Annotated in this window: 24 protein-coding genes and 4 tRNA genes; 14 read left to right on the forward strand and 14 right to left on the reverse strand. The window is 49.9% G+C overall.

The features are described 5' to 3' along the window. Positions 1 to 39 precede the first annotated feature (39 nt). Positions 40 to 855, forward strand: a complete 816-nt coding sequence (locus tag GBAG_RS14475) for a MipA/OmpV family protein (protein ID WP_051873729.1) — start codon at positions 40 to 42, stop codon at positions 853 to 855. Positions 856 to 886: 31 nt separating this feature from the next. Here the strand turns inward: GBAG_RS14475 and GBAG_RS14480 are convergent, their stop codons facing one another. Genes GBAG_RS14480 through GBAG_RS14495 form a run of 4 tightly spaced genes read right to left on the reverse strand, consistent with a single transcriptional unit; the run spans position 887 to position 4224 of the window. Continuing rightward, on the reverse strand, positions 887 to 1333 hold the full coding sequence (locus GBAG_RS14480) for a DUF421 domain-containing protein (RefSeq protein WP_034497402.1): 447 nt from the start codon (positions 1331 to 1333) through the stop codon (positions 887 to 889). A 12-nt stretch (positions 1334 to 1345) separates the two neighbouring features. Further along, entirely contained in the window at positions 1346 to 1855 is a 510-nt protein-coding gene (locus tag GBAG_RS14485; RefSeq protein WP_034497405.1) for a hypothetical protein, read from the reverse strand. 53 nt (positions 1856 to 1908) lie between these two features. Further along, entirely contained in the window at positions 1909 to 2673 is a 765-nt protein-coding gene (locus GBAG_RS14490) for a LamB/YcsF family protein (protein WP_034497407.1), read from the reverse strand. A gap of 51 nt (positions 2674 to 2724) precedes the next feature. Continuing rightward, the gene (locus GBAG_RS14495) at positions 2725 to 4224 is read right to left on the reverse strand and encodes an MDR family MFS transporter (RefSeq protein ID WP_034497409.1); all 1500 of its coding nucleotides are present in this window, start codon (positions 4222 to 4224) and stop codon (positions 2725 to 2727) included. Positions 4225 to 4306: 82 nt separating this feature from the next. Between GBAG_RS14495 and GBAG_RS14500 the strand changes: the two genes are divergently transcribed. The 3 genes from GBAG_RS14500 to ypdK all read left to right on the forward strand — a co-directional run bounded on the left by GBAG_RS14500 (position 4307) and on the right by ypdK (position 5872). Beyond that, the gene (locus GBAG_RS14500) at positions 4307 to 4999 is read left to right on the forward strand and encodes a TetR/AcrR family transcriptional regulator (protein WP_051873730.1); all 693 of its coding nucleotides are present in this window, start codon (positions 4307 to 4309) and stop codon (positions 4997 to 4999) included. A 244-nt stretch (positions 5000 to 5243) separates the two neighbouring features. Next, complete coding sequence (locus GBAG_RS14505; protein ID WP_034497411.1) at positions 5244 to 5450, forward strand: hypothetical protein; 207 nt, start codon at positions 5244 to 5246, stop codon at positions 5448 to 5450. A gap of 347 nt (positions 5451 to 5797) precedes the next feature. Next, positions 5798 to 5872, forward strand: coding sequence for a membrane protein YpdK (gene ypdK / locus GBAG_RS23275; RefSeq protein ID WP_115631778.1), 75 nt, complete (start codon positions 5798 to 5800; stop codon positions 5870 to 5872). Positions 5873 to 5909: 37 nt separating this feature from the next. Here ypdK and alaC read toward each other — a convergent pair whose 3' ends face one another. Next, the gene (gene alaC / locus GBAG_RS14510) at positions 5910 to 7148 is read right to left on the reverse strand and encodes an alanine transaminase (RefSeq protein ID WP_034497414.1); all 1239 of its coding nucleotides are present in this window, start codon (positions 7146 to 7148) and stop codon (positions 5910 to 5912) included. A 242-nt stretch (positions 7149 to 7390) separates the two neighbouring features. Here alaC and GBAG_RS14515 point away from each other — a divergent pair, with 242 nt between their 5' ends. The 3 genes from GBAG_RS14515 (at position 7391) to GBAG_RS14525 (ending at position 11237) form a co-directional block, all read left to right on the forward strand. Continuing rightward, the gene (locus GBAG_RS14515; protein ID WP_034497417.1) at positions 7391 to 8632 is read left to right on the forward strand and encodes a DUF1479 domain-containing protein; all 1242 of its coding nucleotides are present in this window, start codon (positions 7391 to 7393) and stop codon (positions 8630 to 8632) included. A gap of 167 nt (positions 8633 to 8799) precedes the next feature. Next, positions 8800 to 10509, forward strand: a complete 1710-nt coding sequence (locus GBAG_RS14520) for a sensor histidine kinase (protein ID WP_156104895.1) — start codon at positions 8800 to 8802, stop codon at positions 10507 to 10509. Then, positions 10506 to 11237, forward strand: coding sequence for a LytR/AlgR family response regulator transcription factor (locus tag GBAG_RS14525; protein ID WP_034497421.1), 732 nt, complete (start codon positions 10506 to 10508; stop codon positions 11235 to 11237). The genes GBAG_RS14520 and GBAG_RS14525 overlap by 4 nt, the downstream gene beginning before the upstream one ends. A 30-nt stretch (positions 11238 to 11267) precedes the next feature. Here the strand turns inward: GBAG_RS14525 and glk are convergent, their stop codons facing one another. Next, positions 11268 to 12233, reverse strand: a complete 966-nt coding sequence (gene glk / locus GBAG_RS14530; protein ID WP_034497424.1) for a glucokinase — start codon at positions 12231 to 12233, stop codon at positions 11268 to 11270. A gap of 224 nt (positions 12234 to 12457) precedes the next feature. Between glk and GBAG_RS14535 the strand changes: the two genes are divergently transcribed. Then, the gene (locus GBAG_RS14535) at positions 12458 to 13693 is read left to right on the forward strand and encodes an ion channel protein (protein WP_034497426.1); all 1236 of its coding nucleotides are present in this window, start codon (positions 12458 to 12460) and stop codon (positions 13691 to 13693) included. A 104-nt stretch (positions 13694 to 13797) separates the two neighbouring features. Here GBAG_RS14535 and GBAG_RS14540 read toward each other — a convergent pair whose 3' ends face one another. After that, complete coding sequence (locus GBAG_RS14540; RefSeq protein WP_034497429.1) at positions 13798 to 15450, reverse strand: alpha-keto acid decarboxylase family protein; 1653 nt, start codon at positions 15448 to 15450, stop codon at positions 13798 to 13800. Positions 15451 to 15632: 182 nt separating this feature from the next. Here GBAG_RS14540 and mgrA point away from each other — a divergent pair, with 182 nt between their 5' ends. Both mgrA and GBAG_RS14550 read left to right on the forward strand, forming a co-directional pair. Continuing rightward, positions 15633 to 16622, forward strand: a complete 990-nt coding sequence (gene mgrA / locus GBAG_RS14545) for an L-glyceraldehyde 3-phosphate reductase (protein WP_034497431.1) — start codon at positions 15633 to 15635, stop codon at positions 16620 to 16622. A 151-nt stretch (positions 16623 to 16773) separates the two neighbouring features. After that, entirely contained in the window at positions 16774 to 17124 is a 351-nt protein-coding gene (locus GBAG_RS14550) for a DUF2502 domain-containing protein (protein ID WP_034497435.1), read from the forward strand. A gap of 52 nt (positions 17125 to 17176) precedes the next feature. Here GBAG_RS14550 and GBAG_RS14555 read toward each other — a convergent pair whose 3' ends face one another. Both GBAG_RS14555 and GBAG_RS23280 read right to left on the reverse strand, forming a co-directional pair. Further along, positions 17177 to 18415 carry an Nramp family divalent metal transporter gene (locus GBAG_RS14555; RefSeq protein ID WP_034497437.1) on the reverse strand — a complete coding sequence of 413 codons (1239 nt, stop codon included), beginning with the start codon at positions 18413 to 18415 and terminating at the stop codon, positions 17177 to 17179. Further along, on the reverse strand, positions 18415 to 18498 hold the full coding sequence (locus GBAG_RS23280) for a hypothetical protein (RefSeq protein ID WP_425591309.1): 84 nt from the start codon (positions 18496 to 18498) through the stop codon (positions 18415 to 18417). Before GBAG_RS23280 ends, GBAG_RS14555 begins: the two co-directional genes overlap by 1 nt. A 281-nt stretch (positions 18499 to 18779) precedes the next feature. On the opposite strand from GBAG_RS23280, the gene GBAG_RS14560 reads away from it, so the two are divergent. After that, on the forward strand, positions 18780 to 19967 hold the full coding sequence (locus GBAG_RS14560) for a NupC/NupG family nucleoside CNT transporter (protein WP_034497440.1): 1188 nt from the start codon (positions 18780 to 18782) through the stop codon (positions 19965 to 19967). A 40-nt stretch (positions 19968 to 20007) separates the two neighbouring features. Here GBAG_RS14560 and GBAG_RS14565 read toward each other — a convergent pair whose 3' ends face one another. The 4 genes from GBAG_RS14565 to GBAG_RS14580 form a co-directional block, all read right to left on the reverse strand. Beyond that, positions 20008 to 21645, reverse strand: coding sequence for a diguanylate cyclase (locus GBAG_RS14565; RefSeq protein WP_034497442.1), 1638 nt, complete (start codon positions 21643 to 21645; stop codon positions 20008 to 20010). 41 nt (positions 21646 to 21686) lie between these two features. Continuing rightward, positions 21687 to 23879 (reverse strand): EAL domain-containing protein, encoded by a 2193-nt coding sequence (locus tag GBAG_RS14570; protein WP_034497444.1) that lies wholly within the window; start codon positions 23877 to 23879, stop codon positions 21687 to 21689. A gap of 288 nt (positions 23880 to 24167) precedes the next feature. Beyond that, positions 24168 to 24243 (reverse strand) — tRNA-Ala (locus tag GBAG_RS14575). A 46-nt stretch (positions 24244 to 24289) separates the two neighbouring features. After that, a tRNA-Ala gene (locus GBAG_RS14580) sits at positions 24290 to 24365 on the reverse strand. Between the two features lie 221 nt (positions 24366 to 24586). On the opposite strand from GBAG_RS14580, the gene GBAG_RS14585 reads away from it, so the two are divergent. Continuing rightward, entirely contained in the window at positions 24587 to 24940 is a 354-nt protein-coding gene (locus GBAG_RS14585; RefSeq protein ID WP_034497446.1) for a YfeC-like transcriptional regulator, read from the forward strand. Between the two features lie 43 nt (positions 24941 to 24983). Here the strand turns inward: GBAG_RS14585 and gltX are convergent, their stop codons facing one another. Next, positions 24984 to 26399: a glutamate--tRNA ligase gene (gene gltX / locus GBAG_RS14590; protein ID WP_034497447.1), complete on the reverse strand. Its 1416-nt coding sequence runs from the start codon at positions 26397 to 26399 to the stop codon at positions 24984 to 24986. A 260-nt stretch (positions 26400 to 26659) separates the two neighbouring features. On the opposite strand from gltX, the gene GBAG_RS14595 reads away from it, so the two are divergent. Beyond that, positions 26660 to 26735 (forward strand) — tRNA-Val (locus tag GBAG_RS14595). A 61-nt stretch (positions 26736 to 26796) separates the two neighbouring features. Beyond that, positions 26797 to 26872 (forward strand) — tRNA-Val (locus tag GBAG_RS14600). Positions 26873 to 26930: the final 58 nt, after the last annotated feature.

The following is a 26930-nucleotide window of genomic DNA, read 5'->3' on the forward strand; positions in this document are numbered from 1 at the left end:
TTAGAACACTGGATACAATAAACACTTTTGGGATACCCGATGAGACGACAGCCACATTTTACTCCTGCACGCTTTGCGACCGCCTTTTGCCCCCTGCTATTGCTCAGTTCACTGGCACACGCCGAGGTTGATCTCGGTTCTTTAGAACTATTCGCCAAAGACAACACCACCAGCCCTATTCCAAAAGGTCTGGTGCTGGGCGGCGCGGTCATTAACGGTACGGCACGCTACGAAGCGCAAAAGAACGAAACCTACGTGATTCCCGGCGCATTCTATTTTGGCAATAACCTGATGTATCTTGGCGACCGCGCCCGCTACTACTTTCATCTGGACGATACAACAGCGGCCTATGCTTACGGCAGATTTCGTTTTGGCAATCTTGATCCCGATGATGAACACGAATTTGACGGCATGCGCAAACGAAAATCGGAGTTTGAAGCCGGTGTCGGCGGCACGCTTATCACGCCTTACGCATTACTCAGCGCAAGGGTCAGCTCCGATGTCACCGGGCGCAGTAACGGCCAGGAATTACTGTTGTGGGCTGATTTCCCGATAGTTAAAGGTAAATTACTCATCATGCCCGGCATGGGGATGATGATCCGCAGCTCGAATATGGCCAATTATTACTTCGGAGGCATTTCGAAAAACGAAGCCACTGCCATTCGCCCGGCATGGGATACAGGAACGACCTTCTCGCCAATGACGGCGTTGATTACCAGCTATCGCTTTAGTTCGAAATGGGTGGGAATGTTTGCGGCCAATTACGAGTTTTATGATAAAGATATTGCCGACAGCCCTATCGTTCAGCACAACGGGGAGTTGTACGCGACCGTTGCGGTCGGCTATATCTGGTAATCAAATACGGGCTGATGGTATTCATCAATATCTATCTGGAGTCAGGAATGATCGAGATATGCCCGTTACGCTCCAGAATGGCGAATTTGATCTCTGCAAGCCTGGTAAGGCCGTGATCCACGCGGGCGGTTAACAAAATATCATCGCAGGAAATATCGGCTTTCTTCATTTTGTCCTGAAACAAATAGCCATTTTCCACCAGAATCACCGGCGTGTTATCAAGAAAGTCATCCGCACCCGGCAGATATTTTTTGATTAATCCAAACAACATATCCACCACAATCAGGGTGACGATGGTCAGCATCGCGCCGGTAACTGAAAAGTCATCCCCCAATAATGCCTGTTGAGTCGCCTCACTAATTATCAGCAGTAAAATCAAATCGAATGACGTCATTTGCAGCAGCGCCCGACGACCCGCAATTTTAAACACCACCATTAAAATCAGGTAAATGGCTACTGCCCTTAAAACCATATCCATTGTCTGGCTACCTTAAGGATAAATAAATTGGTGGAGTGTGATTTCCGGGCCGTTATCAATGGCAACGGTGCTGTGAGTCGCACCAAATTTCATTGGCGTCAGACTCAACCACAGCGTTTGCTCAGAGCCTGGTGCCGATACGGAATATTCAAGCACCATCTTTCCATTGAGGCTGTACATTTTATCGGGCTGAGGTTGCAGGGTATCGATGCGAAAGCTGTCCATGAAATCCCCGCCAAGAATAATACGGTTGCGGTTTTCGCGAATCTGGGACGAGGTGATTTTCATATCCACATCGCTCATCAGACGACTGTATTTCTCATAATCAATGCGAAGTGTTCCACTGTCGTTTACGATTCGGGCGTCGCTAATATAGCCACGAGAAAAAAGCCCGACCATCGCTGCAATCACAATGGCTAGCAACAGGGCAAAACCCATCCTTCGCAACTGGAATTCAAAACTCAGCCAGAACGGTTTTTCAACAATCGGTAATGATGATTTATCGGCGGGGGTGGGGTTCATTATTCTTCATCCAGCCAGTGGTTGCTGGATGAAGTCTAGTCAAGCGGGACGGGCTACGCCACAAATCCCCGAATCATAATGCCCTGCGCTTCAAGCAATTGGCGAACCTGACGGGCCATTTCGATAGCGCCTGGCGTGTCGCCATGCACGCAAATAGAATCCGCCTGAACAGGAGTAAATTGGCCTTCAATGGACGTGATGCCGCCTTCGACAAGCAGTTGCAGCATCCGTTGTGCAACAACATTAGCATTATGCAAAACGGAACCGGCTTCACGGCGCGAAACCAGCGAGCCATCAGCGTGATAGGCGCGGTCGGCAAAGGCTTCGGAAATGGTTTTCAGCCCCTTTTCCTGCGCCAGTGTCAGCACGCGAGAACCCGCCAGACCCACCAACGGTAAATTAGCGTCGACGGCCAGAATGGCCTCGATAACTGCCAGCGCCTGGCGTTCATCATGCGCGATCGTGTTGTACAGCGCGCCGTGCGGTTTTACATAGCGCACTTCGGTGCCAGCCGCTCGCGCCAGGCCTTGTAGAGCGCCAATCTGATAAATCACATCGGCGCGTAATTCATCACTCGCTACGTCCATATTCCGGCGGCCAAAACCAACTAAATCAGGATACGAAACGTGCGCGCCAATAGTCACGCCCTGCTGTTTTGCGGCATGCAACGTGGATAATAACGAGGCCGGGGAACCTGCGTGAAAGCCGCAGGCCACGTTGGCGCTGCTGACAAGCTTCAGAATGGCGGCATCATCGCCCATCGTCCACGCCCCGAAGCTCTCACCCAAATCGCTATTTAAATCAATTGCCGTGACCATCGTTGCCCTCTTTTGCCGCTCACTGTGAACAGGTGTTTTAGCATATAAAACCTATTTACGCAGCGGCACATCCTTCATCAGTAAAGACAACACAAACGCCAATATCACCACACACGCAGAAATCAGATATACCGAATGCAGCGCCGCGCCAAAGGCTTGCAGATAATCATTTTGTAAAGCAGCCGGGAGTTCATGTACCGCTTTCGCCCCCAGTTGATGGGGAAGTTCGACACCCGGCGGGATCAGCGCAATCAGTTTGTTTTGCAGCACGTTGGTGAAAATCGCCCCAAAACCGGCCACGCCAATGGAACCGCCAATCTGGCGGAACAGCGTGGTGCTGGACGTCGCCACACCAATCATATTTTGCTCAACGCTGTTTTGCACCGCCAGCACCAGCACCTGCATCACCATCCCCAGGCCAAAGCCCAGCAGCGCGATGTACATATAAAGAACGTGGATTGGCGTTTCAATTTTAAGCGTGCCGAGCAGTGCCATCGCGATAAAAGTCACCAGCGTGCCGATAATCGGGAAGATGCGGTAACGCCCAATTTTGCTGATGATTCGCCCGCTGACAATCGAGGTCAGCATCAGCCCCCCCATCAACGGAAGCAACTGGATCCCCGCTTCCGTTGGCGTAGACGATTTCACCACCTGCAAATACAAAGGCAGGAAAGTCATGGAGCCAAACAGCGACATCCCGATGATGAAACCTATCAGACAGCTCAATAAGAAAGTGCGGTCACGGAACAACCCGAGCGGGATAATCGGCTCGATAGCCAGGCGTTCTTCATAGATAAACCCGCCAAGGGTGACGACGAAGAAAGCGAAAATGCACCACAATTGCGGATCGGACCACGCCATTACGGTGCCGCCCTGGCTGGTAAACAGAATCAAACAAGTTAATGAAGCGGCGAGATAACCCGCACCAAGAAAATCAATCTGGTGACGAATACGCGCGGTTTGCGGTTTCAATACCGCGCCAATCACCAGCAGCGCGAAAACACCCAATGGCAGGTTGATGTAAAAAATCCAGCGCCATGAAAAGTGCTCAACCAGGAAACCGCCGATCAGCGGGCCAATGACCGTTGCCAATCCAAACACCCCGCCGAATAAACCCTGATATTTGCCGCGATCCGCAGGCGGGATAACGTCCCCTACCGCCGCCATTGTTACGACCATCAGGCCGCCACCGCCCAAACCTTGCAGAGCACGCATCAAAATCAGCTGCGTCATATTCTGCGCCAGGCCGCATAACGCCGAGCCGACCAGGAACAGCACTATCGCCGTTTGCAGTACAATCTTGCGCCCTAATAAGTCGCCAAATTTACCGTACAGCGGCACCACAATCGTGGAAGACAGCAGATAAGCCGTGACCACCCACGAGAGTTTTTCCAGCCCGCCCAACTCGCTGACAATCGTCGGCAAGGCGGTTGAAACGATGGTCTGATCAAGTGCAGCAAGCAGCATGACCAACATCAACGCGGAAAACAGCAAACGAATTGACGTTGCGTGCTGTTGCGTTTCTGTCCGGGGAGTTTCTGTGACTGTCATCTTATCTGTCGGCTTGTAATTAATTAACTGGATAATTAATATAGAGGGAATAGTTTCACGTGGTCAATGGAAAGCGCACAAAATGTCACCTCAAAACGGCAGTAAAAATTCCGAAAAAATCGCGTCAGGCGACCAAAAACGCCGCCGTCCTGGCCGCCCGGCAGGGGCGAGTAAAAGTGTCGATAAGCGCGATTTACTGCTCGATACCGCATTGAAATTATTCTCGAATCAGGGAATAGCCCAGACCCCTTTGAGTGCCATTGCAACCGAAGCGGGCGTGACTCCCGCCATGCTGCATTACTATTTCAAAACTCGCGAACAACTTTTAGACGTATTGATTGATGAGCGTTATATGCCGGTGCGGGCATCCATGGGTGGCGCGTTTGAAATGCACCCCAACGATCCGGTCAGCGCCCTGACGGCACTGACGCAGAAGTTTATTGATGCTTCGCTTGAGCATCCCTGGTTTGCACCGTTGTGGATCCGCGAAGTGTTAAGCGAAACCGGCTTGTTAAAGCAGAGAATCGATGCACGTTTTGGTACAAAAGAGAGAGAAGCGGCGCAGGTGTGGATCCGCAAATGGCAGGATGAAGGCCGCCTGAACCCAGACATTGAACCCGAATTTTTATTTATCTCACTGTTTGGCTTAACGCTTTTACCCGTGGCGCGTTTACAAAATGATCTTCGCAGCGGCAGCACGTCGCTGACCAGCGAGAGGCTTTCGCGTCATATCGCAGCCCTACTGAAATCGGGCGTGGGCAATCGCGAATCATAATCTTATACCCAAATAATTCGAGTTGCAGGTAGGCGGCAAAGGAGCAAATCCCCGGGAGCTTACTTAGGTAAGTGACTGGGGTTTGTGAGTGCAGCCAACACCCCTGCAACTTGAAGAATGACGGGTATACATCAAGGATTAGGCTTTTTCTTAGGTAACCCATACTAAAAATGATGGATTATGCTCGCGCCATATTTTGGCGTTTCGCTTCGGCGGTTTCTTTTACATTTTGGGTTAAACAGCAATGAAAAAAATAATGTTGATGGTGGTGATGGTAGGTATGGTTGGAACATTGGCTGGCTGTAGTACTCCGGCGCAGCGTATGGCGGATTGCCAGGCTCAGGGAATCAGTAAAGATACCTGTTATCTTGCCGAGCAAAATCGTCAGAACTCCATCAATAACGCGGCAATGAAGCAGGCGATGGAAAACGCCCATGACGCAGTAAAATAGTCCCCGTTTAACAGGCTCAGATGAGCCTGTTATTTCGAAAAATCATCCCACCTTAACACCGTCTTTTCATCTCAGCCACAGCCTTGCCACACAGACAAAATCCCTTTTAATTCAAATGGTTTATTATTTCTCAGCCCCGAGAAATGTAAAGTTAAAAAAGGATTGCCATTACTGTTTCCAGGCTCTTGTATTACGCCTGAAAGGGGGAGTACATTAGCGCCCGACGAATCAATGCAAAGCGGCCAGCGGTTATGGAATAAATCCCAAAAACTCCAGATGGCGGTTTACTGTTTCTATACTGAATTTTTTAGCAAAATTGCGCGGCAACACGCGCGGAGCAATGTAACGTGAAATATTTCATGATGGGGTTGTCGTTCATTTTGTTGGTTTGGGTCGGTACATTTGTAATGATGGTTGAATGAATAAGAAACAGGAGCCAATTGGCTCCTGTTTTCGGTTTTATTCAGCAATATTTGACGGCGATTTCTGCGTGATGGGCAATAAACCGTCAGCGCGGAACATCGCTTTAATCCCCCGCACGGCCTGACGAATGCGATCGCGGTTTTCAATTAATGCAAAACGCACATGCGTATCACCGTAATCGCCAAAACCGACACCCGGTGAAACGCAGACTTTCGCGTCCTGAAGCAGTTTTTTAGCAAACTCCAGCGAACCCATTGCCGCGTATTGTTCCGGAATTTTCGCCCACACATACATCGACGCTTTCGGGCATTCCACCATCCAGCCCGCTTCGTGCAAGCCTTTCACCAACACATCACGTCGGCGTTTATACTGCTCGGCGATATCGCGCACACATTGCTGGTCACCTTCCAGGGCAGCAATAGCAGCGACTTGCAGCGGCGTAAAAGTGCCGTAGTCGTGGTAACTTTTGATACGCGCCAGCGCGTTCACCAGCTCTTTGTTACCCACCATGAAACCAATACGCCAGCCCGCCATGTTGTAACTTTTCGACAGCGTAAAGAATTCAACGGCTACATCACGTGCGCCCGGGACTTCCATAATGGATGGGGCTTTCCAGCCGTCGTACACGATATCGGCGTAAGCCAAATCGTGTACCACCAGCACATCGTAGCGCTTTGCCAGCGCGACGACTTTTTCAAAAAACTCCAGCTCCACGCATTGCGCGGTAGGGTTTGATGGGAAGCCGAGGATCATCATTTTTGGTTTTGGGTAACTTTCGCGAATGGCACGCTCTAATTCGGCGAAGAAGTCCACACCTTCCACCAGCGGCACCGAGCGCACCTGCGCCCCGGCGATAACCGCCCCGTAAATATGAATCGGATAACTTGGGTTTGGCACCAGCACCGTGTCGCCGTGATCCAGCGTTGCCAGCATCAAGTGCGCCAGTCCTTCTTTCGAGCCAATCGTGACAATCGCTTCGCTTTCAGGGTCGATTTCCACGTCGTAGCGATCTTTGTACCAGCGAGAAATAGCCCGGCGTAAACGCGGAATGCCGCGCGATGTGGAGTAACCGTGCGTATCTTCACGCTGCGCTACGGTACAGAGTTTTTCCACGATATGCGGCGGTGTTGGGCCATCCGGATTACCCATACTGAAATCAATAATGTCTTCGCCACGGCGGCGAGCGGCCATTTTCAGTTCAGCGGTGATGTTGAACACATACGGAGGGAGACGATCGATACGCGAAAAACGACGTTTTGGACTGGAGTCAGCCATAAATTCCTCTGATTACGTTAGCGCCCGGACCGTCCGAGCGACGCTGCCACATGATGTGGCCTGCTTAGAAAATAGCCTGAATAAAAATCATCTGTCGAGAGGGAAAGCGAAATATTTTTCATCCGAGATAAAAGAGGATGCTTCATTTGAAGCCAATCCCTATTTTATTTGATGATCATGGATTACATTAACCATGTCGCAACATTAATTTAACCTTCTTTTAAGAGACGTGGAGCTTCGCTATGACCCTACACATTGATGACTTACCGCGTGCAATCCGTGAGATAAAACAAAAGCTTCGCCACGACTTGCCGGACTACAAAGCTGCTTTTGAACAACTTGAAGGCGATATGAAGCGCCAGATTGAGGCTATTCGTGCCGAGATGGAGCGGGGAGAAAACCCGGTGCCGCAAATTAACGCCGAAGATATCGTCAATAATCGTGTGAGCGAGCAGCAAAAAGCCCTGATTCGCCAGCGCGGTTGCTGCACAGTAAAAGGCGTTTTTCCGCAGGCTCAGGCACAGGCATGGAATGAAGAAGTCGGTAATTATCTGGAGCGGAATAACTTTGTCGAGAAGCTGAAGAATGCCGCAGAAGATGACTATTTCGGCACACTTGCAGAAAGTAAGCCGCAAATTTACGGTATCTACTGGTCTAAACCGCAGGTCGAAGCGCGCCAGCACGCCCGCATGAAAGCGGTGCAGGTGTTCCTGAATAATTTGTGGGAAACCGAAAGCAACGGTAAGCAGCATTTCGACCCGGATCGCGTGGTGAGTTATGCCGACCGCACCCGTCGCCGCCCTCCTCGCTCCAACTCTTTGGGCCTGTCGCCACATGTTGATGGCGGTTCCGTCGAGCGCTGGCTGGATGAGAATTTCCGCCATGTTTATCGCCACGTGTTTTCCGGCGAATGGCAGAAATACAATCCGTTCGCTGCTGAAGGCCGCACTGAAGTTCGTGAATTCCCGTCTCCGGCGGTGTGTTCGATGTTCCGTACTTTCCAGGGCTGGACTGCACTTAGCCCGCAACGCAAGCGCGGCGGCACGCTGACTTTGCTGCCGGTGGCAAACGCGATGGCGTATATCCTGCTGCGTGCATTACAAGACGATGTGCCGGAGGAATCACTGTGTGAAGCGAAACCTGGACGCGCACTTTCTATTAACGAACAATGGCATCCCCTTTTATTAACTGGGATATCCTCAATTCCCAATATGGAAGCGGGCGACACGGTATTCTGGCACTGCGATGTGATTCACGCGGTGGAAAATGAACACCTTGGAGAGTTCGATAGCAATGTGATGTATATCGCTGCGGCTCCGTGGTGTGAGAAGAACGCCGCATATCTTGAACGCCAGTGGCCTGCTTTTGTAGAAGGCAAATCACCGCCCGATTTCGCGGCCGATGATTTTGAGGTCGATTTTGATGGGCGTGCGACTCCTGCTGATTTGAGTTCCGCCGGGCGCGAGCAGTTAGGCGGGAAGTAACCCCTCACCCTAACCCTCTCCCTGGGGAGAGGGGATGATCTGGTTTTCTCCTTCTCCCCCAGGAGAAGGCTGGGATGAGGGCGTACAGTGTTAAAATCCACGTTTCTGGTAAGCACCCAGTAATTTCCTTATCATTACCCTTCCATTCTTAGTCACGCGAGTTACCGGTGCACGAAACCTTTGACATGCTGCTGGCGGTATTTGACCGTGCGGCGCTGATGCTTATTTGCCTGTTCTTTTTGATTCGCATCCGCCTGTTCCGCGAGTTGCTGCATAAAAACGCTCACACCCCCAAAGAGTTATTGGCGGTCACGGCGATTTTCTCGATGTTTGCTCTATTCAGTACCTGGTCTGGCGTTCACGTCGAAGGGTCGCTGGTGAATGTGCGCATTATTGCCGTGATGGCAGGCGGGATTTTATTTGGCCCGTGGGTAGGGATCATCACCGGGATTATTGCCGGGCTGCATCGTTACCTGATTGATGTTGATGGCATTACTGCCGTCCCCTGTCTGATAACCAGTATCGTCGCCGGTATTATCTCAGGTTTAATCAACCGCAAAGTCCCGAAAGAACAGCACTGGCGAGTCGGTATTTTCGGCGCCATGTTGTGTGAAACCATGACCATGATTCTGGTGGTGCTGTGGGCGCCATCCATTGAATTAGGGATAGATATTGTCTCGAAAATCGGGATTCCGATGATCCTCGGCACGGTGTCAATCGGCCTGATTGTGGTGCTGGTGCAAAGTGTTGAGGGTGAAAAAGAGGCCAGTGCGGCACGCCAGGCCAAACTCGCGCTGGATATTGCCAACAAAACGCTGCCGCTATTTCGTAACGTTAACAGTGAGTCTTTGCGTCAGGTTTGCAATATTATCCGCGACGATATTAATGCCGATGCGGTAGCCATAACCGATGTCGATAAAGTTCTGGCTTACGTCGGGTTTGGCGAAGACAACTATAAGCAAAACGACGACGGCATTAGCCCAAGAACACAGCTGGCTCTTCGTGAAGGGAAAATCATTATTCGTAATGATGATGAAGCGTATCGTACCCCGGAAATTCACTCGCTGATTATTATTCCTTTATGGGAAAAAGGTGTGGTGACGGGCACGCTGAAAATCTATTACCGTCACGCGCATCAGATTACATCGACCTTACAAGAAATGGCGGTGGGGCTTTCGCAGATTATATCCACCCAACTGGAGGTTTCCCGGGCCGAGCAATTGCGTGAAATGGCCAATAAAGCGGAACTGCGGGCGCTACAAAGCAAAATTAACCCGCATTTCTTGTTTAATGCGTTAAATGCTATTTCATCGTCTATTCGCATGAATCCCGATACCGCCCGTCAGTTGATTTATAATTTGTCGCGTTATCTGCGCTATAACATTGAATTAAAAGACGATGAGCAGATCGACATTAAAAAAGAGCTGTATCAAATTAAAGATTACATCGCTATTGAGCAGGCGCGTTTTGGCGACAAGCTGACGGTGATTTATAACATTGATGAAGAAGTGAATTGCCTGATCCCAAGCCTGCTGATTCAGCCGCTGGTCGAGAACGCGATTGTTCATGGTGTTCAGCAATGTAAAGGCAAAGGTGTGGTGACGATTAGCGTTGAAGAGAGCGGTAATCGCGTGCGCATTGCGGTGCGCGACACTGGGCATGGTATCGACCCGCAAGTGATTGAACGGGTTGAAGCTAACGAAATGCCAGGCAATAAAATCGGCCTGTTAAATGTGCATCACAGGGTAAAATTACTTTATGGCGAAGGTTTGCATATTCGCCGCCTTGAGCCGGGTACGGAGATTGCGTTTTACGTGCCTCACGCTGCTGCTACCGCCGTTCCACCGTTATTGTCGCAACAAGGAGGAAACGCATGAAAGTTCTCATCGTCGAAGATGAAGTGCTGGCGCAGCAGGAACTAAACTGGCTGATTAAAGAACACAGCCAAATGGAAGTTGTTGGCACCTTTGATGACGGTATGGATGTGTTGAAATACCTCCAACATCATGAAGTTGACGCTATTTTTCTCGACATCAACATTCCTTCTTTAGACGGTGTTTTGCTGGCGCAGAACATCAGCAAGTTTGCCCATAAGCCCTTTATCGTGTTTATCACCGCCTGGAAAGAACACGCGGTGGAAGCGTTTGAGCTGGAAGCATTCGACTACATTCTGAAACCGTATCAGGAGTCGCGCATTATTGGCATGCTGCAAAAGCTGGAGGCGGCATATCTGCAACAGAATGCGCCGACCTCAGGAAGCAGTTCTAACCGTGAAGCGCTGACGATTAATCTGGTGAAGGACGAGCGGATTATCGTTACCGATATTAACGATATTTATTACGCTGAAGCGCACGAGAAAATGACCTTTGTGTATACGCGCCGCGAAGCCTATGTGATGCCAATGAATATCACTGAGTTTTGCCACCGTCTGCCGGAAAGCCATTTCTTCCGCTGCCATCGCTCGTATTGCGTGAACCTGAGTAAAATTCGCGAGATAGAGCCGTGGTTTAACAATACCTATATTTTACGCCTGCGGGATTTGGATTTTCAGGTGCCGGTGAGTCGCAGCAAGGTGAAAGAGTTTCGGGCGTTGATGCGCTTGTAAAATGGGCGCAAGAATTTGCGCCCGACGAGATTACAGAACCTGCCCCAGCGTTTGACGCAAATGCGCACCAGCGCCGAGCAGCCCCGGTTGATCGTGAACAATCAGGTACACCGGGATGCTTTGCACATATTCTTTAAAACGCCCTTTATCCTCAAAACCGCCACGGAAACCGGAAGCCTTAAAGAACTCAAGGAAACGTGGCACGATGCCGCCCGCGATATATACGCCACCGAAGGTTCCCAACGTCAGAGCAAGGTTGCCGCCAAAGCGACCCATGATCACGCAGAACAGCGACAGCGCACGGCGACAATCGGTGCAGCTATCTTCGAGCGCTTTTTCAGTGATGTCTTTCGGCTTGTAATTTTCCGGCTGACGGCCATCTGATTTAACAATGGCACGATACAGATTCACCAGCCCCGGCCCTGAAAGCACACGCTCCGCAGAAACATGGCCGATTTCAGTGCGCAACTCTTCGAGGATGATCCCCTCTTCTTCGCTGTTTGGCGCAAAATCGACGTGACCGCCTTCGCCCGGCAGACTCACCCAACGTTTATCGACGTGAACCAGATGCGCGACGCCCAACCCAGTGCCCGCGCCATAAACCGCTACAGGTTTACCTTCAACCGGCTCGCCGCCGCCAAACTTAATCAAATGTTCATTTTTGATCATTGGAATCGCCATGGAAACGGCAGTAAAGTCGTTGATGATTTCCAGATGTTCAAAGCCGAGATTCTTTTTCATCTCAGCGGTAGAGAATGCCCAGGTATGGTTGGTCATCGCCACCCAGTCGCCGGTAATCGGGCAAGCAATTGCGATACAACCATCGGTTACACTGACATTGTGCTCTTTGAGATAATGCACCACGACCGCTTCAAGGCTTGGGAAATCGAGGCCCGAATAGGTTTTTGCCTGGGTGATGTCACCATTTTCAACGTTGCACAGTGCCAGACGCGCATTGGTGCCGCCTACATCTCCCACCAAAGCATATTTTGTCATTCTTCCACTGCTCCGCTAAAGTCAAAATAAGTCCTGGCATCACTGTAAAATTAGCTAGCCTAAACAACAACGACCAGATGATAAGTGCCTTGGGATTATAGATCTTCGTCACAGATTAGATTGAGTGTTTCAGCCCTTATTGCATAGCGGTCGAAATGTCCGGTCTGGCAGACTGTTTGCCGCGACGATTTTGCGCAAAGTTTATTTTAGTTAAGGAATAAAACATGCTCCATCCGCGAGCCAGAACGATGTTGGTTCTCTCTCTCCCTGCGTTAGTGATTGGGATTTTTTCCAGCCTGGTATTAATCGTAGTGATGAAAGTTGCCGCTGTTTTACAGCGTTATCTTTGGGTATCACTGCCCGCCAGATTTGATCTCGATATGAACTCCCCGATGTGGATTTTGTTGATGCTGACGTTAACGGGGATTGCCGTGGGGCTAGTGATTCGCTATATGCCGGGGCATGCGGGGCCCGATCCGGCAACCGAACCTTTGATTGGCGCACCGGTGTCTGTCATGGCGCTGCCGGGGCTGATTATTGCGCTGGTGCTGGGGCTTGCAGGCGGCGTGAGTCTGGGGCCAGAACACCCGATTATGGCGGTGAATATTGCGCTGGCGGTAGCGATTGGGGCGCGTTTGCTGCCAAGAGTTGGCGCGCTGGACTGGACGATTCTTGCCGCAGCAGGCACCATCGGTGCACTATTTGGCACACCGGTTGCGGCAGCACTGGTGTTTTCCCAGACGCTCAATGGCAGCAATGATGTGCCATTGTGGGACCGTTTGTTTGCCCCGCTGATGGCGGCGGCGGCGGGAGCGTTGACCACCGACCTGTTCTTCCATCCTGATTTCTCTTTGCCCGCTCTGCAATATCCAGAAATGCGCCTGGTTGATATCTTCAGCGGTGCGGTAGTCGCGGCAATCGCCATTGCACTGGGAATGATTGCGGTGTGGTGCTTGCCACGTGCGCACCGTCTCATTCATCAGCTTAAACACCCGGTGTTAATTCTGGGCGTCGGCGGTTTTCTGCTAGGCGTGTTGGGGTTGGTTGGCGGCGAAGTCACGCTGTTTAAAGGCCTGGATGAAATGCGCCAGCTATCCACCGTGCAGCATTATTCTGTCGCCACGTTGCTGATGTTTGCGGTAGTAAAACTGGCGGCGTTAGTGATTGCCTCAGCCTGCGGTTTCCGTGGGGGGCGTATTTTCCCGGTGGTTTTTGTCGGAGTGGCGTTAGGCATGATGCTTCACCAGCATGTTGAAGCGGTTCCGGCCGCCATTACGCTATCCTGTGCCATCCTTGGCCTGGTATTGGTGGTGACTCGCGATGGCTGGCTCAGCCTCTTTATGGCAATGGCGGTGGTGCCGGATATCAAATTGCTGCCATTGCTGTGTATCGTGATGCTACCCGCATGGCTGCTGCTGGCGGGCAAACCGGTCATGATGGCGGATAAACCCAAAGTTTAATTTTACATTGCCAGTTTTGCCGGATGACGCTGCGCTTATCCGACCTACGGAATGGGTGTTGTAGGGGGGATAAGCGCAGCGTCATCCACCATTAATTCGACCGACTAACCGGCATTGCGTTTCGCCAGCGATGCCGTGATCGCCTGCAAAAGCTCAGGAATATCCTGTTTCGGCAGAACGACTTCCACCAGCGACAGTCGTTCTGCTTTTGCCACTTTCTGCATCACCTCATCGAGCTGCACCGGCTCCGTCACTCGCCAGCATTGCGCCTGATTATCAACATTCAATGCCTGCGGAATTTGCGTCCAGTTCCACGGTGCAATGTCGTTGTAACGCTGTTCGGCACCGTGAATAGCCCGTTCAACGGTGTAACCCTCATTGTTGAGCAAGAAAATCACCGGGCGCTGCCCGTCGCGCATCATCGAGCCTATTTCCTGGATGGTGAGTTGCGCCGAACCATCGCCTACCAGCAATATCACGCGGCGATTTGGGCAGGCGGTTTGCGCCCCAAATGCGGCAGGGAGGGTAAAACCTATCGACCCCCAAAGCGGCTGAGCGATAAACGTGACACCTGCGGGAAGCGTGAGTGTCGCAGCACCAAAAGCAGCGGTTCCCTGGTCGGCAAGAACGATATCCCCCGCTTGCAGGAAGCCTTGCAAGGATTGCCAGAAAGCGTGCTGATCCAGTTTCCCGGATGTCGCCGCCGGTAACGCGGGCGGTTTTTGTTGCGGCGAAGACCAGCCTGAAACCTGGTGTTTGCAGAGCTGATGCAGAGTTTCAATGGCTTGCGCCATCGCTATCCCACTAAACCAGCGCTCGCCAATTCGGGCGGCATTCGGCTGGATGTCGATAGTCTGCTGGAGAGAAAAATGTTGGGTGAATCCGGCTGTTAGCGTGTCGGTAAATTTCACGCCCGCACAAATAACCAGTTCAGCCTGTTCAATCGCCTGAATTACCGTGGGCGAACTGGCCGAGGCGCTATAAGTCCCGACAAACCCTTGCTGGCCTTCATCGAATAATCCTTTGCCCATTAGCAATGTGGCGTGTGGCATAGGCGTGTCGTCCATCCATTGCTGCAAGGCTTTTTGTTGCCCAAATCGCAGCGCCAGGAAATCAGCCAGTAACGCCACGCTGCGGCTTTCTGCCAGGCGCGCTTGTGCGCAGACGCGGAATTGGGCGAGTAATGCCGGGTCGGTGGACGGTTGTTGCGGCAATAAGGGTTTGGTCGGGCGCGTCGCAGGTGTCTGAGAAACATCGCTTGGGAGCAGTAAATAACCCGGACGGCGCTGCAATAAAGCCTGCTGCAAAACCCGGTCGATCTCGTAACAGGCATTTTCTGCGGTGAGCGAGGCTTGTGCCACCGTCACTTCCTGCGCCATGCGTGAGAAATGGCCGAAATCCCCATCACCCAAAGTGTGATGCATCAATTCACCCCGCCGCTGCGCACCGAGACACGGTGCGCCGACCACATGTATGACCGGTAAATATTCGGCATAGCTTCCGGCGATACCATTAATGGCACTTAATTCGCCGACACCAAACGTCGTCAGCACAGCCGCCGCACCGTTACAGCGTGCGTAGCCATCAGCGGCATAGGCTGCATTAAGTTCGTTGGCGCACCCCACCCATGCAAGGGTTGGGTTGTTAATGACGTTATCCAGAAACTGTAAGTTGTAGTCACCGGGGACACCAAAAAGATGGTTAATTCCAGCCTCGGTGAACCGGTCCAGCAGATAGTCCGCGACAGTGTAATTCATGACTCATTCCTTCTCTGAGGGCTTACAGTGAGTATTGGACATCTGTGATCGCTGTCGAGGAACAAGGAGAATAAGGCCGTGGAAAGAGGGATTTACACTTAATCGGGGAGTAGTCTGATGGCCTTCAATGTTGTGAAAACGTATACACTAAGTTGGCATTATTCACTCACCAAGGATTTCACATGGTCTATCAGGCAAATTCTGCGCGTTATGAATCAATGGAATATCGTCGTTGTGGGCGCAGCGGTTTAAAACTCCCCGCTATTTCGCTGGGTTTGTGGCATAACTTTGGTGATAGCACGCTGCTGGAAAACAGCCGACAGCTGTTACACCGCGCGTTTGACTCAGGGATTACCCATCTTGACCTGGCGAATAACTACGGGCCACCGCCAGGTTCCGCCGAAGAAAACTTTGGTCGTATCCTGCGTGAAGATTTCCTTCCATATCGTGATGAGCTGATTATTTCGTCCAAAGCTGGCTATACCATGTGGGATGGCCCTTATGGTGATTGGGGTTCACGTAAATATCTGATTTCAAGCCTGGATCAAAGCCTGAAACGCATGGGTCTTGAATATGTCGATATTTTTTACCATCACCGTCCGGACCCGGAAACCCCGCTTGAAGAAACAATGCGCGCTCTTGACTCCGTCGTGCGCCAGGGCAAAGCACTGTATGTCGGCATTTCAAATTACCCGGCTGAACTTGCGGCTCAAGCCATTGATATTTTGAACTCTCTTGGCACGCCATGCCTTATCCACCAGCCGCGTTATTCGATGTTTGAGCGTTGGGTTGAAGGCGGTTTGCTGGATGTTCTGCAAGAAAAAGGTGTCGGCAGCATTGCGTTTTCACCATTGGCGGGTGGGCAGCTTACGGATCGTTATCTTGATGGCATTCCTGCTGATTCACGAGCGGCGAGCGGCAGCAAGTTCCTGAACGCGGATCAACTGACCGAAGATAAGCTGAAGAAAGTCCGAAAACTCAACGCCATTGCGCAACGACGTGGGCAGAAGCTTTCGCAAATGGCGCTGGCTTGGGTGCTACGTGGTGATAAAGTCACTTCGGTGTTGATTGGTGCCAGTAAAATCAGCCAGATAGACGATGCGGTAGGCATGTTGGATAACCGTCATTTTACCGCTGCTGAGCTGGCAGAAATCGAAGAAATATTAGTGTAACCGTTAACACGGACTGATTTAATTTTCAGCTAAATTAGCAAAAAGTGCTCTCCCCTACGAATTAGGAGTTGTGGCGATGAAACACTTAGTTACCACAACTTACTATACCGTTAACAAGCCGCTTGGCGGTTATCGTATGTAGGGAGAGAGTATGTTCAGGTCACTAATTCTTGCGATTGCATTACTGGCATCAGCACCAATGATGGCCAATGCGGGCGAAATCACCCTGCTGCCGTCAATTAAGCTGCAAATAGGCGATCAGGATTATCGCGGTAATTACTGGGATGGCGGTGGTTGGCGCGACCGCGATTACTGGCGTCGAAATTACGAGTGGCGCGATAATCGCTGGCACCGCCATGACAATGGCTATCACCGTGGCTGGTACAAAGACCGTGGTCGTAGCAGCTTTGAGAAAGGTTACCGCGCAGGCTGGAACGATCGTGACGATCATCGCGGACGAGGCGGGCGTGGACATGGTCACGGCGGTGGTCATCGCCATTAAGATTTTACAACGGGAGCTTCGGCTCCCGTTTTTTATTGCATCTTTTTAAGGGCTACAGGCCTAACACCGTGCCAATCAGCAGCCACAAATTCAACGCGACGACGATGGCGACAATCACCCATCCGGTGATTCTCACGATCCGTGTATTAACCAAATCGCCCATCAATTTTTCATTGCTGGTGAAGATAAGCAGCGGAACCAGTGCCAGGGCAATACCGAAGCTGAGTAATACCTGGCTCATGACCAGAATTCTGGTCGGATCCAGCCCCATCAAAATAACAATGAACGAAGGTGCCATGGTGACGGCGCGACGCACCCACAGCGGAATATAGAAGCGCACAAAGCCTTGCATCACCACCTGCCCCGCCAGTGTTCCCACCACGGTTGATGACAATCCCGCGGCAACCAGACTTAAACCAAAAATCGTGGCGGCAGAGTGGCTAAGTAAAGGTTCAAGCGTGAGGTACGCTTCGTCCAGGTCAGCAACCCCGGTGTGGCCCGAGAAGTGAAATGCGGCTGCCGCAGTAGCCATCATAGCCAGGTTGACGAACCCGGCAATGGTCATCGCGATGGCGACATCCCATTTAGTTGCTGAATACCTTTCGGCTCGATTACCACCGTGCAGGTGTTGGGTTAGCGAAGAATGTAAATAAATGACGTGCGGCATAATGGTTGCGCCGAGCACGCCTGCGGCAAGAAATACCGCTTCACTGGTCGGCAAACTTGGAATCAACATTCCTTTCCCGAGTTCTACCAGTTTCGGCTGGGAGAAAATCAGCTCCACAATGTAAGCCGCCGCCACGAACAGCAGTAATCCGCCAATCACTTTTTCCAGCGGTTTCTGGCCGCGCCGTTGCAGCATCAGTATCAGGAAAGTCGCGATTCCCGTTAGCACCGCACCTTGTAGTAAAGAGACGCCGAGAATCAGTTTGAAACCTATCGCGGCACCGATGAATTCAGCAAGATCAGTCGCCATGGCGATAATTTCAGCCTGTATCCAGTAAAGCCACACCACCGGACGCGGATAATGGTCGCGAATCTGCTCAGCGAGATTTTTACCAGTCGCAATCCCCAGTTTTGCCGAGAGGATTTGGATAAGCATCGCCATGAAGTTGGCCCACACCACCACCCACAGCAATTTATAACCAAAGCTGGCACCGGCCTGGATGTTGGTCGCAAAGTTACCGGGATCGATATAACCGATGGCAGCAATAAAAGCCGGCCCCATCAACGCCAGGCGTAATCTGCGCGCTGTGCGAGTACCACTATTTTCAACGCGACTGTTTGTCATCATCTGCCTCTGGAGATATAGCCTTTGCTATGTTTCAAGCTATCAAAAGTGAGAATGATTATCAAATTCATTTGAGAAGCCATAGTCGATTACTTTGATAGACAGAAACAATAGTGAGGGATTAGCAGTGGCGAATTTCGATCGCCTGTTAAAGAAGCCTGATTGCAGCAAGCACTATGTTAAAGATATGTGCGTTGACGCAACTTTTATGTTCTTTACTTAACATAGCAGAAATGTATGGTTGATCACTAATTTTGAGTTTGGTCACACGACATCATTATAGTGTGCGATTAGTCTCGTTTTCTTATTGCTTGTTTCATAGAATGTGCAACGAAATTAAACCTGCCTCATATTTGGAGCAAATATGTCCCGCGTTCTTCATTTTGTCTTAGCGCTTGCCGTGGTTGCGCTACTTGCTTTATTGCTGAGTAGCAACCGTAAGCAGATCCGCATTCGCTTTATCGTTCAACTGTTGGTGATTGAACTTATCCTGGCCTGGTTCTTCCTGAACTCAGAAATTGGCCTGGGCTTTGTGAGAGGTTTCTCAGAGATGTTTGAGAAACTGCTGTCATTTGCCAACGAAGGGACAAACTTTGTATTCGGTAAGATGAATGACGAAGGACTCGCCTTCTTCTTCCTGAAAGTGCTTTGCCCAATCGTCTTTATCTCCGCACTGATCGGGATATTGCAGCACATCCGTGTTCTGCCGATTGTTATCCGCTTTATCGGTACCGTTCTGTCTAAAGTGAATGGTATGGGTAAACTGGAATCCTTTAACGCCGTAAGCTCGCTGATTCTGGGACAATCAGAAAACTTTATCGCTTATAAGGATATTCTCGGCAAGATGTCTCGCAACCGCATGTACACCATGTCCGCTACGGCCATGTCTACCGTGTCCATGTCGATTGTCGGTGCTTACATGACGATGCTCGAGCCAAAATATGTGGTCGCAGCGCTGGTGTTGAACATGTTCAGTACCTTTATCGTACTGTCGCTGATCAACCCCTACCGCGTTGATGAGAGCGAAGAAAATATCCAGATGTCTAACCTGCACGAAGGCCAAAGCTTCTTCGAAATGCTCGGTGAATACATTCTGGCAGGTTTTAAAGTTGCGATTATCGTTGCAGCGATGCTGATTGGCTTCATTGCTTTGATTGCTGCGCTGAACGCCCTGTTTGCTGCCGTCTTCGGCATCTCCTTCCAGGGCATTCTGGGTTACATCTTCTACCCGGTCGCCTGGGTTATGGGTGTTCCTTCCCACGAAGCGTTGCAGGTGGGTAGCATCATGGCCACCAAACTGGTTTCCAACGAATTCGTTGCGATGCTGGATCTGCAAAAACTGGCCGGGACGCTTTCCCCACGTGCGGAAGGTATCCTGTCTGTGTTCCTGGTTTCGTTTGCCAACTTCTCTTCTATCGGGATCATCGCGGGTGCGATTAAAGGCCTGAACGAAGAGCAAGGTAACGTGGTTTCTCGCTTTGGCCTGAAGCTGGTTTACGGCGCAACTCTGGTGAGTATTCTGTCAGCGTCTATCGCTGGTCTGTTCTTGTAATTCTCACAATAAAAAGCCGGGGCAATTTGCCCCGGCTTTTTTATGCCTGAATGTCTTCATCCTGCCAGCATACCTGATTTCTCCCACGCTCTTTCGCCCGGTACATTCGCATATCAGCCCGCGCCTGTATTTGGTCTAACGTGTATTCTGGAAACTCACTATGTGACGCCACGCCCAGCGATGCCGTAACAGGCAAGGATGAACCGTCCTCAAGAATCATTTCAGAAGACTCAAGCTCCCACTTAATTCGTGTTGCGACCATAATCCCGGCCTTGAGATCGGAATTCGGTAAGTAAATACAGAACTCTTCCCCGCCTATACGCCCCAAAATGTCCTGGTTACGGATAGCACGCTGAATACGTTGAGTGGCATGCACCAGTACATTGTCACCGACCAAATGCCCGTAGACATCATTCACATTCTTGAAGTGGTCGAGGTCCAGTTGTACTAGCGTGTAATCCACATTGTCCGACATGATTTGCGAGGTTTTATCGAAGAATCCACGCCGGTTAAGCGCCCCGGTTAAATCATCGTGTAGGGCATGATGCTGCATTTCACGTTGCAAATTGCCCATATTCCGCACCAGACGGCAAATAATGCGGTAGGCACCCAACAGGGAAAGCGAGAAAATCAAAAACATCGTGACGAGAAGTAAACTGAATCGCCCAAAATCCTCATGCAGCCCCTGACTCACGGTCTGGGTGCTCACCAGCACCGAGTGAGTCCCTCTCAGCTGGCCAAACGTGATATAGACCAATCCGGAACGGAAGCTACCACGGGGATTATCCGCCAACATTCGGAGAATGGTTTCTTTCTGCTTCACGCTTAACTGAACGTTATTTTCCGCGCCCACAGATTTCGTCAGAGGTTTTAACTGTGCATCATACAGTCGGTAGGCACTTTGGGTGTCTTCCGGTAACGAAGATAAGAGGAATTTCTGAACTGACTGGCTATCAAATGCAATGCCCAGCAAGCCAATCCATTCCCCCCCAAAATCGACAGGGATAGAGGCGTTGATCAGCGTCTCATCGCTGTTAGCAATATTTTGTCGCGTCCAGAAAGCCGTTCGTTTGGGATTTAATAGCGGGGATGCCAGCACAAAACTGCCCAGCTTTTCGTGTGGGTTATAGCTATTGATCAGCAGCGAGTTCACCTCTTTCGACAAAGAGGCGATAAATTCGCCTTCGCGCGAGATGTAATACAAATCGGCAAACAGTTCATGGGATCCGGTTGCCAGGGGGAAAAGCCCCTGGATTTTACGCAACCCGTTGAGTTGTTGGCGCACCTCCAGTGACTCCTGATCCGGTAATTCATCATCCTCAGTGACACTATCAGGCAAGGGCAACTCGCCTATCCACAGCGGCCTTTGAATCGAATTTTCATTCACTTCCCATGGCGTCACTGGGCTGCCGGGGAAGATCGGATCATCCATGGCTTCAATAAATATTCTTTTTAAATAGCGAAGGTTATCAATCTTGTACTGCGCCCGGCTTTCTATGCGCGCAATCACACTTTCCAGATGACTTAGCTGGCTGGAGCGATAACCCTGACTAAACAGCTGCCCTTGCTGCCAGAACAGGATTGCGGTCAGGGCAAAAACAAAAATGAAGCACAGGTGAATAACACGTAGCGTGTTGCTCAACGGCAAACGAAATCGACTCGCTCTTGAAGTACTCACAATACAGTCCTGTGATCATATGCTCGCAACATACTGCTACCTTAAAAAGTATGGACTGTATTTAGAGGCTCGGGTTTGCCAATCAGATAACCTTGCAGGAACTGAACGCCCAGTTCATGAAGAAGTCTCCGCTGCTCTTCCGTTTCGACAAACTCAGCAACAACGCTCAATTGCTTCGTATGGGCCATATCACAAATAGATTTTACAATCAGAGGGTCAAGCGAGTCCGTGGTGATATCTTTGATGAAACAGCCATCAATCTTAATAATGTCCGCCTGCAGCCGTTTGAGCCTTTCGTAATTCGCATAGCCGGTGCCAAAATCATCAATCGCAATTTTAAAGCCATTTTCACGCAGTAACGTGATGTTCTGCATTGAGATTTCTGATTCTGAAAACGCCTGCTCTTCAGTAACTTCAATAATCACACTGCTGGTAGGCACCTGGAATTGAGTGAACAGTGAAACAATCTTTTGAGCGATATCCTTTTGCATCAGCGTCAATGGCATCAGGTTTACGGAAAAACGCGGGTACTCACTCTCATTTGGATGGAGATAGAGGAAATTAACCAGCTTCTTCATCACTAACATATCGAAGCGCGTGCTGAGGTTAAACTCGGCAATAACAGGAATAAACTTATCCGGGGTAATTAATTCATCGTTAAAAATGATGCGGCTGAGTATTTCCTGATAACCCTTTCCAGCTTGATTAACAATAGGCTGCGCATAAAGTACAACGGCTTCTTCTTCATCCAGCGCCCGTTTGATTTTTTGCAGCAACAAGACGCGCTCTGTCGTCTTGTCAGAAACATCTTCAACGCGTGTGTTCAGGCTAAGCACACACATTGATTCACTTGCCTGGTCTGCGAGATAACTTAATTGGCCTAATGTCCGGTGTAACTCATCAAGACTGTCGTCAATAACGCTATAAGAAGCGCCATACTCAATCTCAAGCATCGTGTTATGCCACTTTATTTTTTTGCTATTGAGTAACTCGACAATATGCTCAAGACGCGCATCGGTATGCTGACCACGAAGAAATATTAATAACTCACTGCCTGGCAATTGAAAGACTTGCTCACCTTGCTGCAAGAAAGGGGTTATCTGGCTGGTTACGATACGCTTACAATGAATGCGCATCATCATGCCGTAATGACGACTCAGAAACTCAAGATTAGACAACCGCAGGCAGCAAAGCGTCCCTTCCGGGTAGCTTTGCACATGATATTCCAGTGCGCGTAAATTAGGTAATTGCGTGAGTGGATCGGTTAAGGCTTGCGAGTGATAAATGCGTTTCATCCACTCATTTACCTTAAACATCATCGTCATGTATAACATGCAGACTGAGAAAGAGATAAAAACAGAAAGGATAAATGACAGGGCAAATTCAGTATTAACCCCGTAAAGAAAACCATCGTTATACGTCAGCAATAACCAGGCAGAAATCCCCCACAGCAGCCCCATAAGACGAGGGCCAAAATGACGAATGCCCAACGTAAACAGCACAAAAATCATAGGCACCAGATACCCTGAAACCTGCAATACACCCCATGAAGAACAAAGCACGACCATCAGGGTAAACAGGCACAGCATCCAGGTGAAAGAATATAAACGACGCGGCCCCACAAAATCTCGCATCACGCAACGACGCCAAAATGCACGAGCGTAGTGTGGGTTCAGGATCATTCTTAGTGGGTAATAAAACACGACGGTAAAGATAAGCGATGCCGCAACCAGATTTTGGAAATCCACCACCATAAATATGAGTGAGTTATGGCCAAAATAAGGGGCAAGTTTCACTGGGACAGAAACGTAATGCCCGGTCAGATACATCAGTAATTTAATGCTGAAGGGGGCGATAAAACCGAGCCAAAATATTCTAATCCCGACGCCTTTATCGGACAGAGCATGGCGCCAGCGCTTTCCCAGATAATAACGGGTCACGAGGCTACAAACGGCTATGGGAAATATTAAGCTGAAGGTAAAGGCGACTAACGCTGGAGTGGCTAAATCCAGGCTGTAAGTAAAGGTTACAATGGAGGCTATTATCAAAGGAATAATCGCCACTCGACCATAGAGAAACACCATGGCAATCATAAAACTTACAGGAAGATACGCTAAATAAGTGTGTTTACCATCAATAATGGTTGAAGGTGAAAGGTAACGAGAAAGAGGTAAAAGCAAAAGACATAAAACCAGTGCTGTGAGCGATTTTTTGATTATTAGAGGAAATGTCATAAGCCCTGGAGTGGATATTTTATCATTGCTAAAAGCATTATTCGGTGACAAAGAATACGTTTATTTATTAAACAAATCAAGTTGACGTATAATTATATCCCTTTCAATTCATTGCCTTTTAATACAACACAACAAAGCGAAATAGTTTGATATATTCACACTGCAAATAAATCACATTCAACTATTCATTTAGGCGTTGAATAAAACCCACTGCGACACAAAATAACAACAAAATATACGAACGTATAAAACAAAAAACCCCCGCCATCAGGCGAGGGTTTCGTATTTTGGTGGAGCTAAGCGGGATCGAACCGCTGACCTCTTGCATGCCATGCAAGCGCTCTCCCAGCTGAGCTATAGCCCCACGAATGGGTTCGGGTTAAACGGTACAAATCTTGCTGGTAAAGATTTGGTGGAGCTAAGCGGGATCGAACCGCTGACCTCTTGCATGCCATGCAAGCGCTCTCCCAGCTGAGCTATAGCCCCATACCGTAAACACCTTGTCGTGTCGACGGGCGGCATCATATGAAACCCGTTCAATAGTGTCAACGGCAAATTCTGCTTCTGCGACTAATCGCCGAAAAAGCAAACAATACGGGAAATCTCAATTGCTTCTCATCGTACGGTAGTTAATCCTGTCACAGTTTCCAGTAAAATGATCCCCTAAAATGAACCACTAATAACCCTTTTGAACTTAAGGAATAACTGTGCTCAAGGAACGTATGACCCCGGAAGAGCTGGCGATGATTACTGGTTATAGTCGCCAAACAATCAACAAATGGGTAAGAAAAGAAAGCTGGTTAACGACTCAAAAACCCGGCGTTCAGGGTGGAAAGGCGCGCCTGATCCATGTGGATGAGCGTGTTCGCGAGTTTATAAATAGTGCTAAACGCATTTCAGAAAAACCAGGCAATTATCATGTTAATGATTCGTCGCTGGAAGGTTTGCTGTTGAATGCACTCAAGCAAATGTCGATAGCAGAGCAAGAAAAAATGTCAGCTTTGCTGCTGCGAGAAGGTATTGCAGGGGTTTTGAAACGTTTAGGTATTCGTGATGAGTAAGACGACGAGTATTAAAAAGCCGGCATAGCCGGCTTTATTCGCTTTACTGTTGTGCTTCGCGTGCAGCGATAAATTCCAGCGCCTGGTTGATACGGGCGATAGAACGCTGTTTGCCAATAGCATGAACTGTCACATCCAGGCCAGGTGACTGCCCTGCCCCAGTAACAGCCACACGCAGCGGCATACCAACTTTGCCCATCCCAACTTCCAGCTCATCAGCCGTTGCCTGAATCGCATTATGGACATTTTCGGCAGTCCAGTCGGTTAACGCAGCCAGTTTGTCACGCACCACTTCCAGCGGCTGACGAGCAACCGGACGCAGGTGCTTCTTCGCAGCGTCTGCATCAAATTCGCTAAAGTCTTCATAGAAATAACGGCACGTTTCCGCCATCTCTTTCAGAGTTTTGCAGCGATCGCCCAGCAGTTTCACCAGCTCAGCCAATTCCGGCCCATTGCGGGTATCAATATTTTGCTGCTCAATATGCCATTGCAGTTGGGTCGCAACATATTCAGGTGCAAGATGATTAATGTAGTGGTGGTTCAGCCACTGCAATTTCTCAGTGTTGAATGCGCTAGCAGATTTGCTGACGGAATCGAGCGTGAACAGCTTGACCATTTCTTCGCGAGTAAAGATCTCCTGATCGCCATGCGACCAGCCCAAACGCACTAGATAGTTCAGCAGGGCTTCTGGCAGATAACCCTCATCACGATACTGCATGACGCTAACCGCGCCGTGGCGTTTAGACAGTTTTTTACCGTCGTCACCGTTAATCATAGAAACGTGAGCGTAAACCGGAACCGGCGCATTCAACGCTTTCAGGATGTTAATCTGACGCGGAGTGTTGTTGATATGGTCTTCCCCACGCACCACGTGAGTTATTTGCATATCCCAATCATCCACTACAACACAGAAGTTGTAGGTCGGGGAACCATCGGTACGGCGAATAATCAGATCGTCGAGTTCCTGGTTGCTAAACTCGATTGGGCCACGAATCTGGTCGTCGAAAATAACAGAACCGTCTTGCGGGTTGGCAAAACGCACAACGCAAGGTTCGTCGGCTGCGTGATGTTCATGACCGTGACGGCAGCGGCCGTCATAGCGTGGCTTGTCGCCATTCGCCATTTGTTCTTCACGCAACGCTTCAAGGCGTTCTTTAGAGCAGTAGCATTTGTACGCTGTACCAGCTTCCAACATCTCGTCGATAACCGCGTTATAACGATCAAAACGTTTGGTCTGGTAGTACGGACCTTCATCCCACTCAAGACTCAACCAATTCATACCATCCATAATAGCTTCGATAGCTTCTGGGGTTGAACGCTCAAGGTCAGTGTCTTCTATACGCAGCACAAACTCGCCGCCGTGGTTACGAGCAAAAAGCCAGGAGTAAAGAGCAGTACGAGCACCGCCAACGTGCAAATAGCCTGTTGGGCTTGGCGCAAAACGAGTTTTGATTTTCATTGAACGGCCTTAATTACGCAAAAATGCCGGAAAACCGGCAAATGCCAGAAAATAAAGAGTGGGCAACATTCTACCACTGTGCGCTGATTCCTCAATGTCGATACCTTTATCTATCAGCAATCCGCATATTCTGGTGACAAATCAATCACCCATGGATATTTATCGATCGCGTTGATTATTTTTACGACGAACGAACGAAATCTTTAGAAAAGGCGTTGACTCATTTTCAACTCTCCCTATAATGCGACTCCACACAGCGGGGGTGATTAGCTCAGTTGGTAGAGCACCTCCTTTACACGGAGGGGGTCGGCGGTTCGAGCCCGTCATCACCCACCATTCATTAGTGAGTGATACCGCAGTGTGTAGTCGTTAAGAAGTACAGTAAGAGATAAGATTTGGGTGATTAGCTCAGTTGGTAGAGCACCTCCTTTACACGGAGGGGGTCGGCGGTTCGAGCCCGTCATCACCCACCATTATCTACTCTTGCAATCGTAGTACCGAAGTTTGGGTGTATTAGCTCAGTTGGTAGAG

It is taken from the genome of Buttiauxella agrestis ATCC 33320 (assembly GCF_000735355.1).
Taxonomy (GTDB): Bacteria; Pseudomonadota; Gammaproteobacteria; order Enterobacterales; family Enterobacteriaceae; genus Buttiauxella; species Buttiauxella agrestis.

Excerpts from the sequence above, each read along its gene's own strand:
- GBAG_RS14500 (WP_051873730.1), top strand. The coding sequence starts at position 4,307 with ATGTCACCTCAAAACGGCAGTAAAAATTCCGAAAAAATCGCGTCAGGC.
- GBAG_RS14535 (WP_034497426.1), top strand. The coding sequence starts at position 12,458 with ATGCTCCATCCGCGAGCCAGAACGATGTTGGTTCTCTCTCTCCCTGCG.
- glk (WP_034497424.1), bottom strand. The coding sequence starts at position 12,233 with ATGACAAAATATGCTTTGGTGGGAGATGTAGGCGGCACCAATGCGCGT.
- GBAG_RS14550 (WP_034497435.1), top strand. The coding sequence starts at position 16,774 with ATGTTCAGGTCACTAATTCTTGCGATTGCATTACTGGCATCAGCACCA.
- GBAG_RS14570 (WP_034497444.1), bottom strand. The coding sequence starts at position 23,879 with ATGACATTTCCTCTAATAATCAAAAAATCGCTCACAGCACTGGTTTTA.
- GBAG_RS14505 (WP_034497411.1), top strand. The coding sequence starts at position 5,244 with ATGAAAAAAATAATGTTGATGGTGGTGATGGTAGGTATGGTTGGAACA.
- GBAG_RS14540 (WP_034497429.1), bottom strand. The coding sequence starts at position 15,450 with ATGAATTACACTGTCGCGGACTATCTGCTGGACCGGTTCACCGAGGCT.
- GBAG_RS14555 (WP_034497437.1), bottom strand. The coding sequence starts at position 18,415 with ATGACAAACAGTCGCGTTGAAAATAGTGGTACTCGCACAGCGCGCAGA.
- GBAG_RS14525 (WP_034497421.1), top strand. The coding sequence starts at position 10,506 with ATGAAAGTTCTCATCGTCGAAGATGAAGTGCTGGCGCAGCAGGAACTA.
- GBAG_RS14485 (WP_034497405.1), bottom strand. The coding sequence starts at position 1,855 with ATGAACCCCACCCCCGCCGATAAATCATCATTACCGATTGTTGAAAAA.
- GBAG_RS14560 (WP_034497440.1), top strand. The coding sequence starts at position 18,780 with ATGTCCCGCGTTCTTCATTTTGTCTTAGCGCTTGCCGTGGTTGCGCTA.
- GBAG_RS14475 (WP_051873729.1), top strand. The coding sequence starts at position 40 with ATGAGACGACAGCCACATTTTACTCCTGCACGCTTTGCGACCGCCTTT.
- gltX (WP_034497447.1), bottom strand. The coding sequence starts at position 26,399 with ATGAAAATCAAAACTCGTTTTGCGCCAAGCCCAACAGGCTATTTGCAC.
- alaC (WP_034497414.1), bottom strand. The coding sequence starts at position 7,148 with ATGGCTGACTCCAGTCCAAAACGTCGTTTTTCGCGTATCGATCGTCTC.
- GBAG_RS23280 (WP_425591309.1), bottom strand. The coding sequence starts at position 18,498 with ATGGCTTCTCAAATGAATTTGATAATCATTCTCACTTTTGATAGCTTG.
- GBAG_RS14495 (WP_034497409.1), bottom strand. The coding sequence starts at position 4,224 with ATGACAGTCACAGAAACTCCCCGGACAGAAACGCAACAGCACGCAACG.
- GBAG_RS14490 (WP_034497407.1), bottom strand. The coding sequence starts at position 2,673 with ATGGTCACGGCAATTGATTTAAATAGCGATTTGGGTGAGAGCTTCGGG.
- mgrA (WP_034497431.1), top strand. The coding sequence starts at position 15,633 with ATGGTCTATCAGGCAAATTCTGCGCGTTATGAATCAATGGAATATCGT.
- GBAG_RS14515 (WP_034497417.1), top strand. The coding sequence starts at position 7,391 with ATGACCCTACACATTGATGACTTACCGCGTGCAATCCGTGAGATAAAA.
- GBAG_RS14480 (WP_034497402.1), bottom strand. The coding sequence starts at position 1,333 with ATGGATATGGTTTTAAGGGCAGTAGCCATTTACCTGATTTTAATGGTG.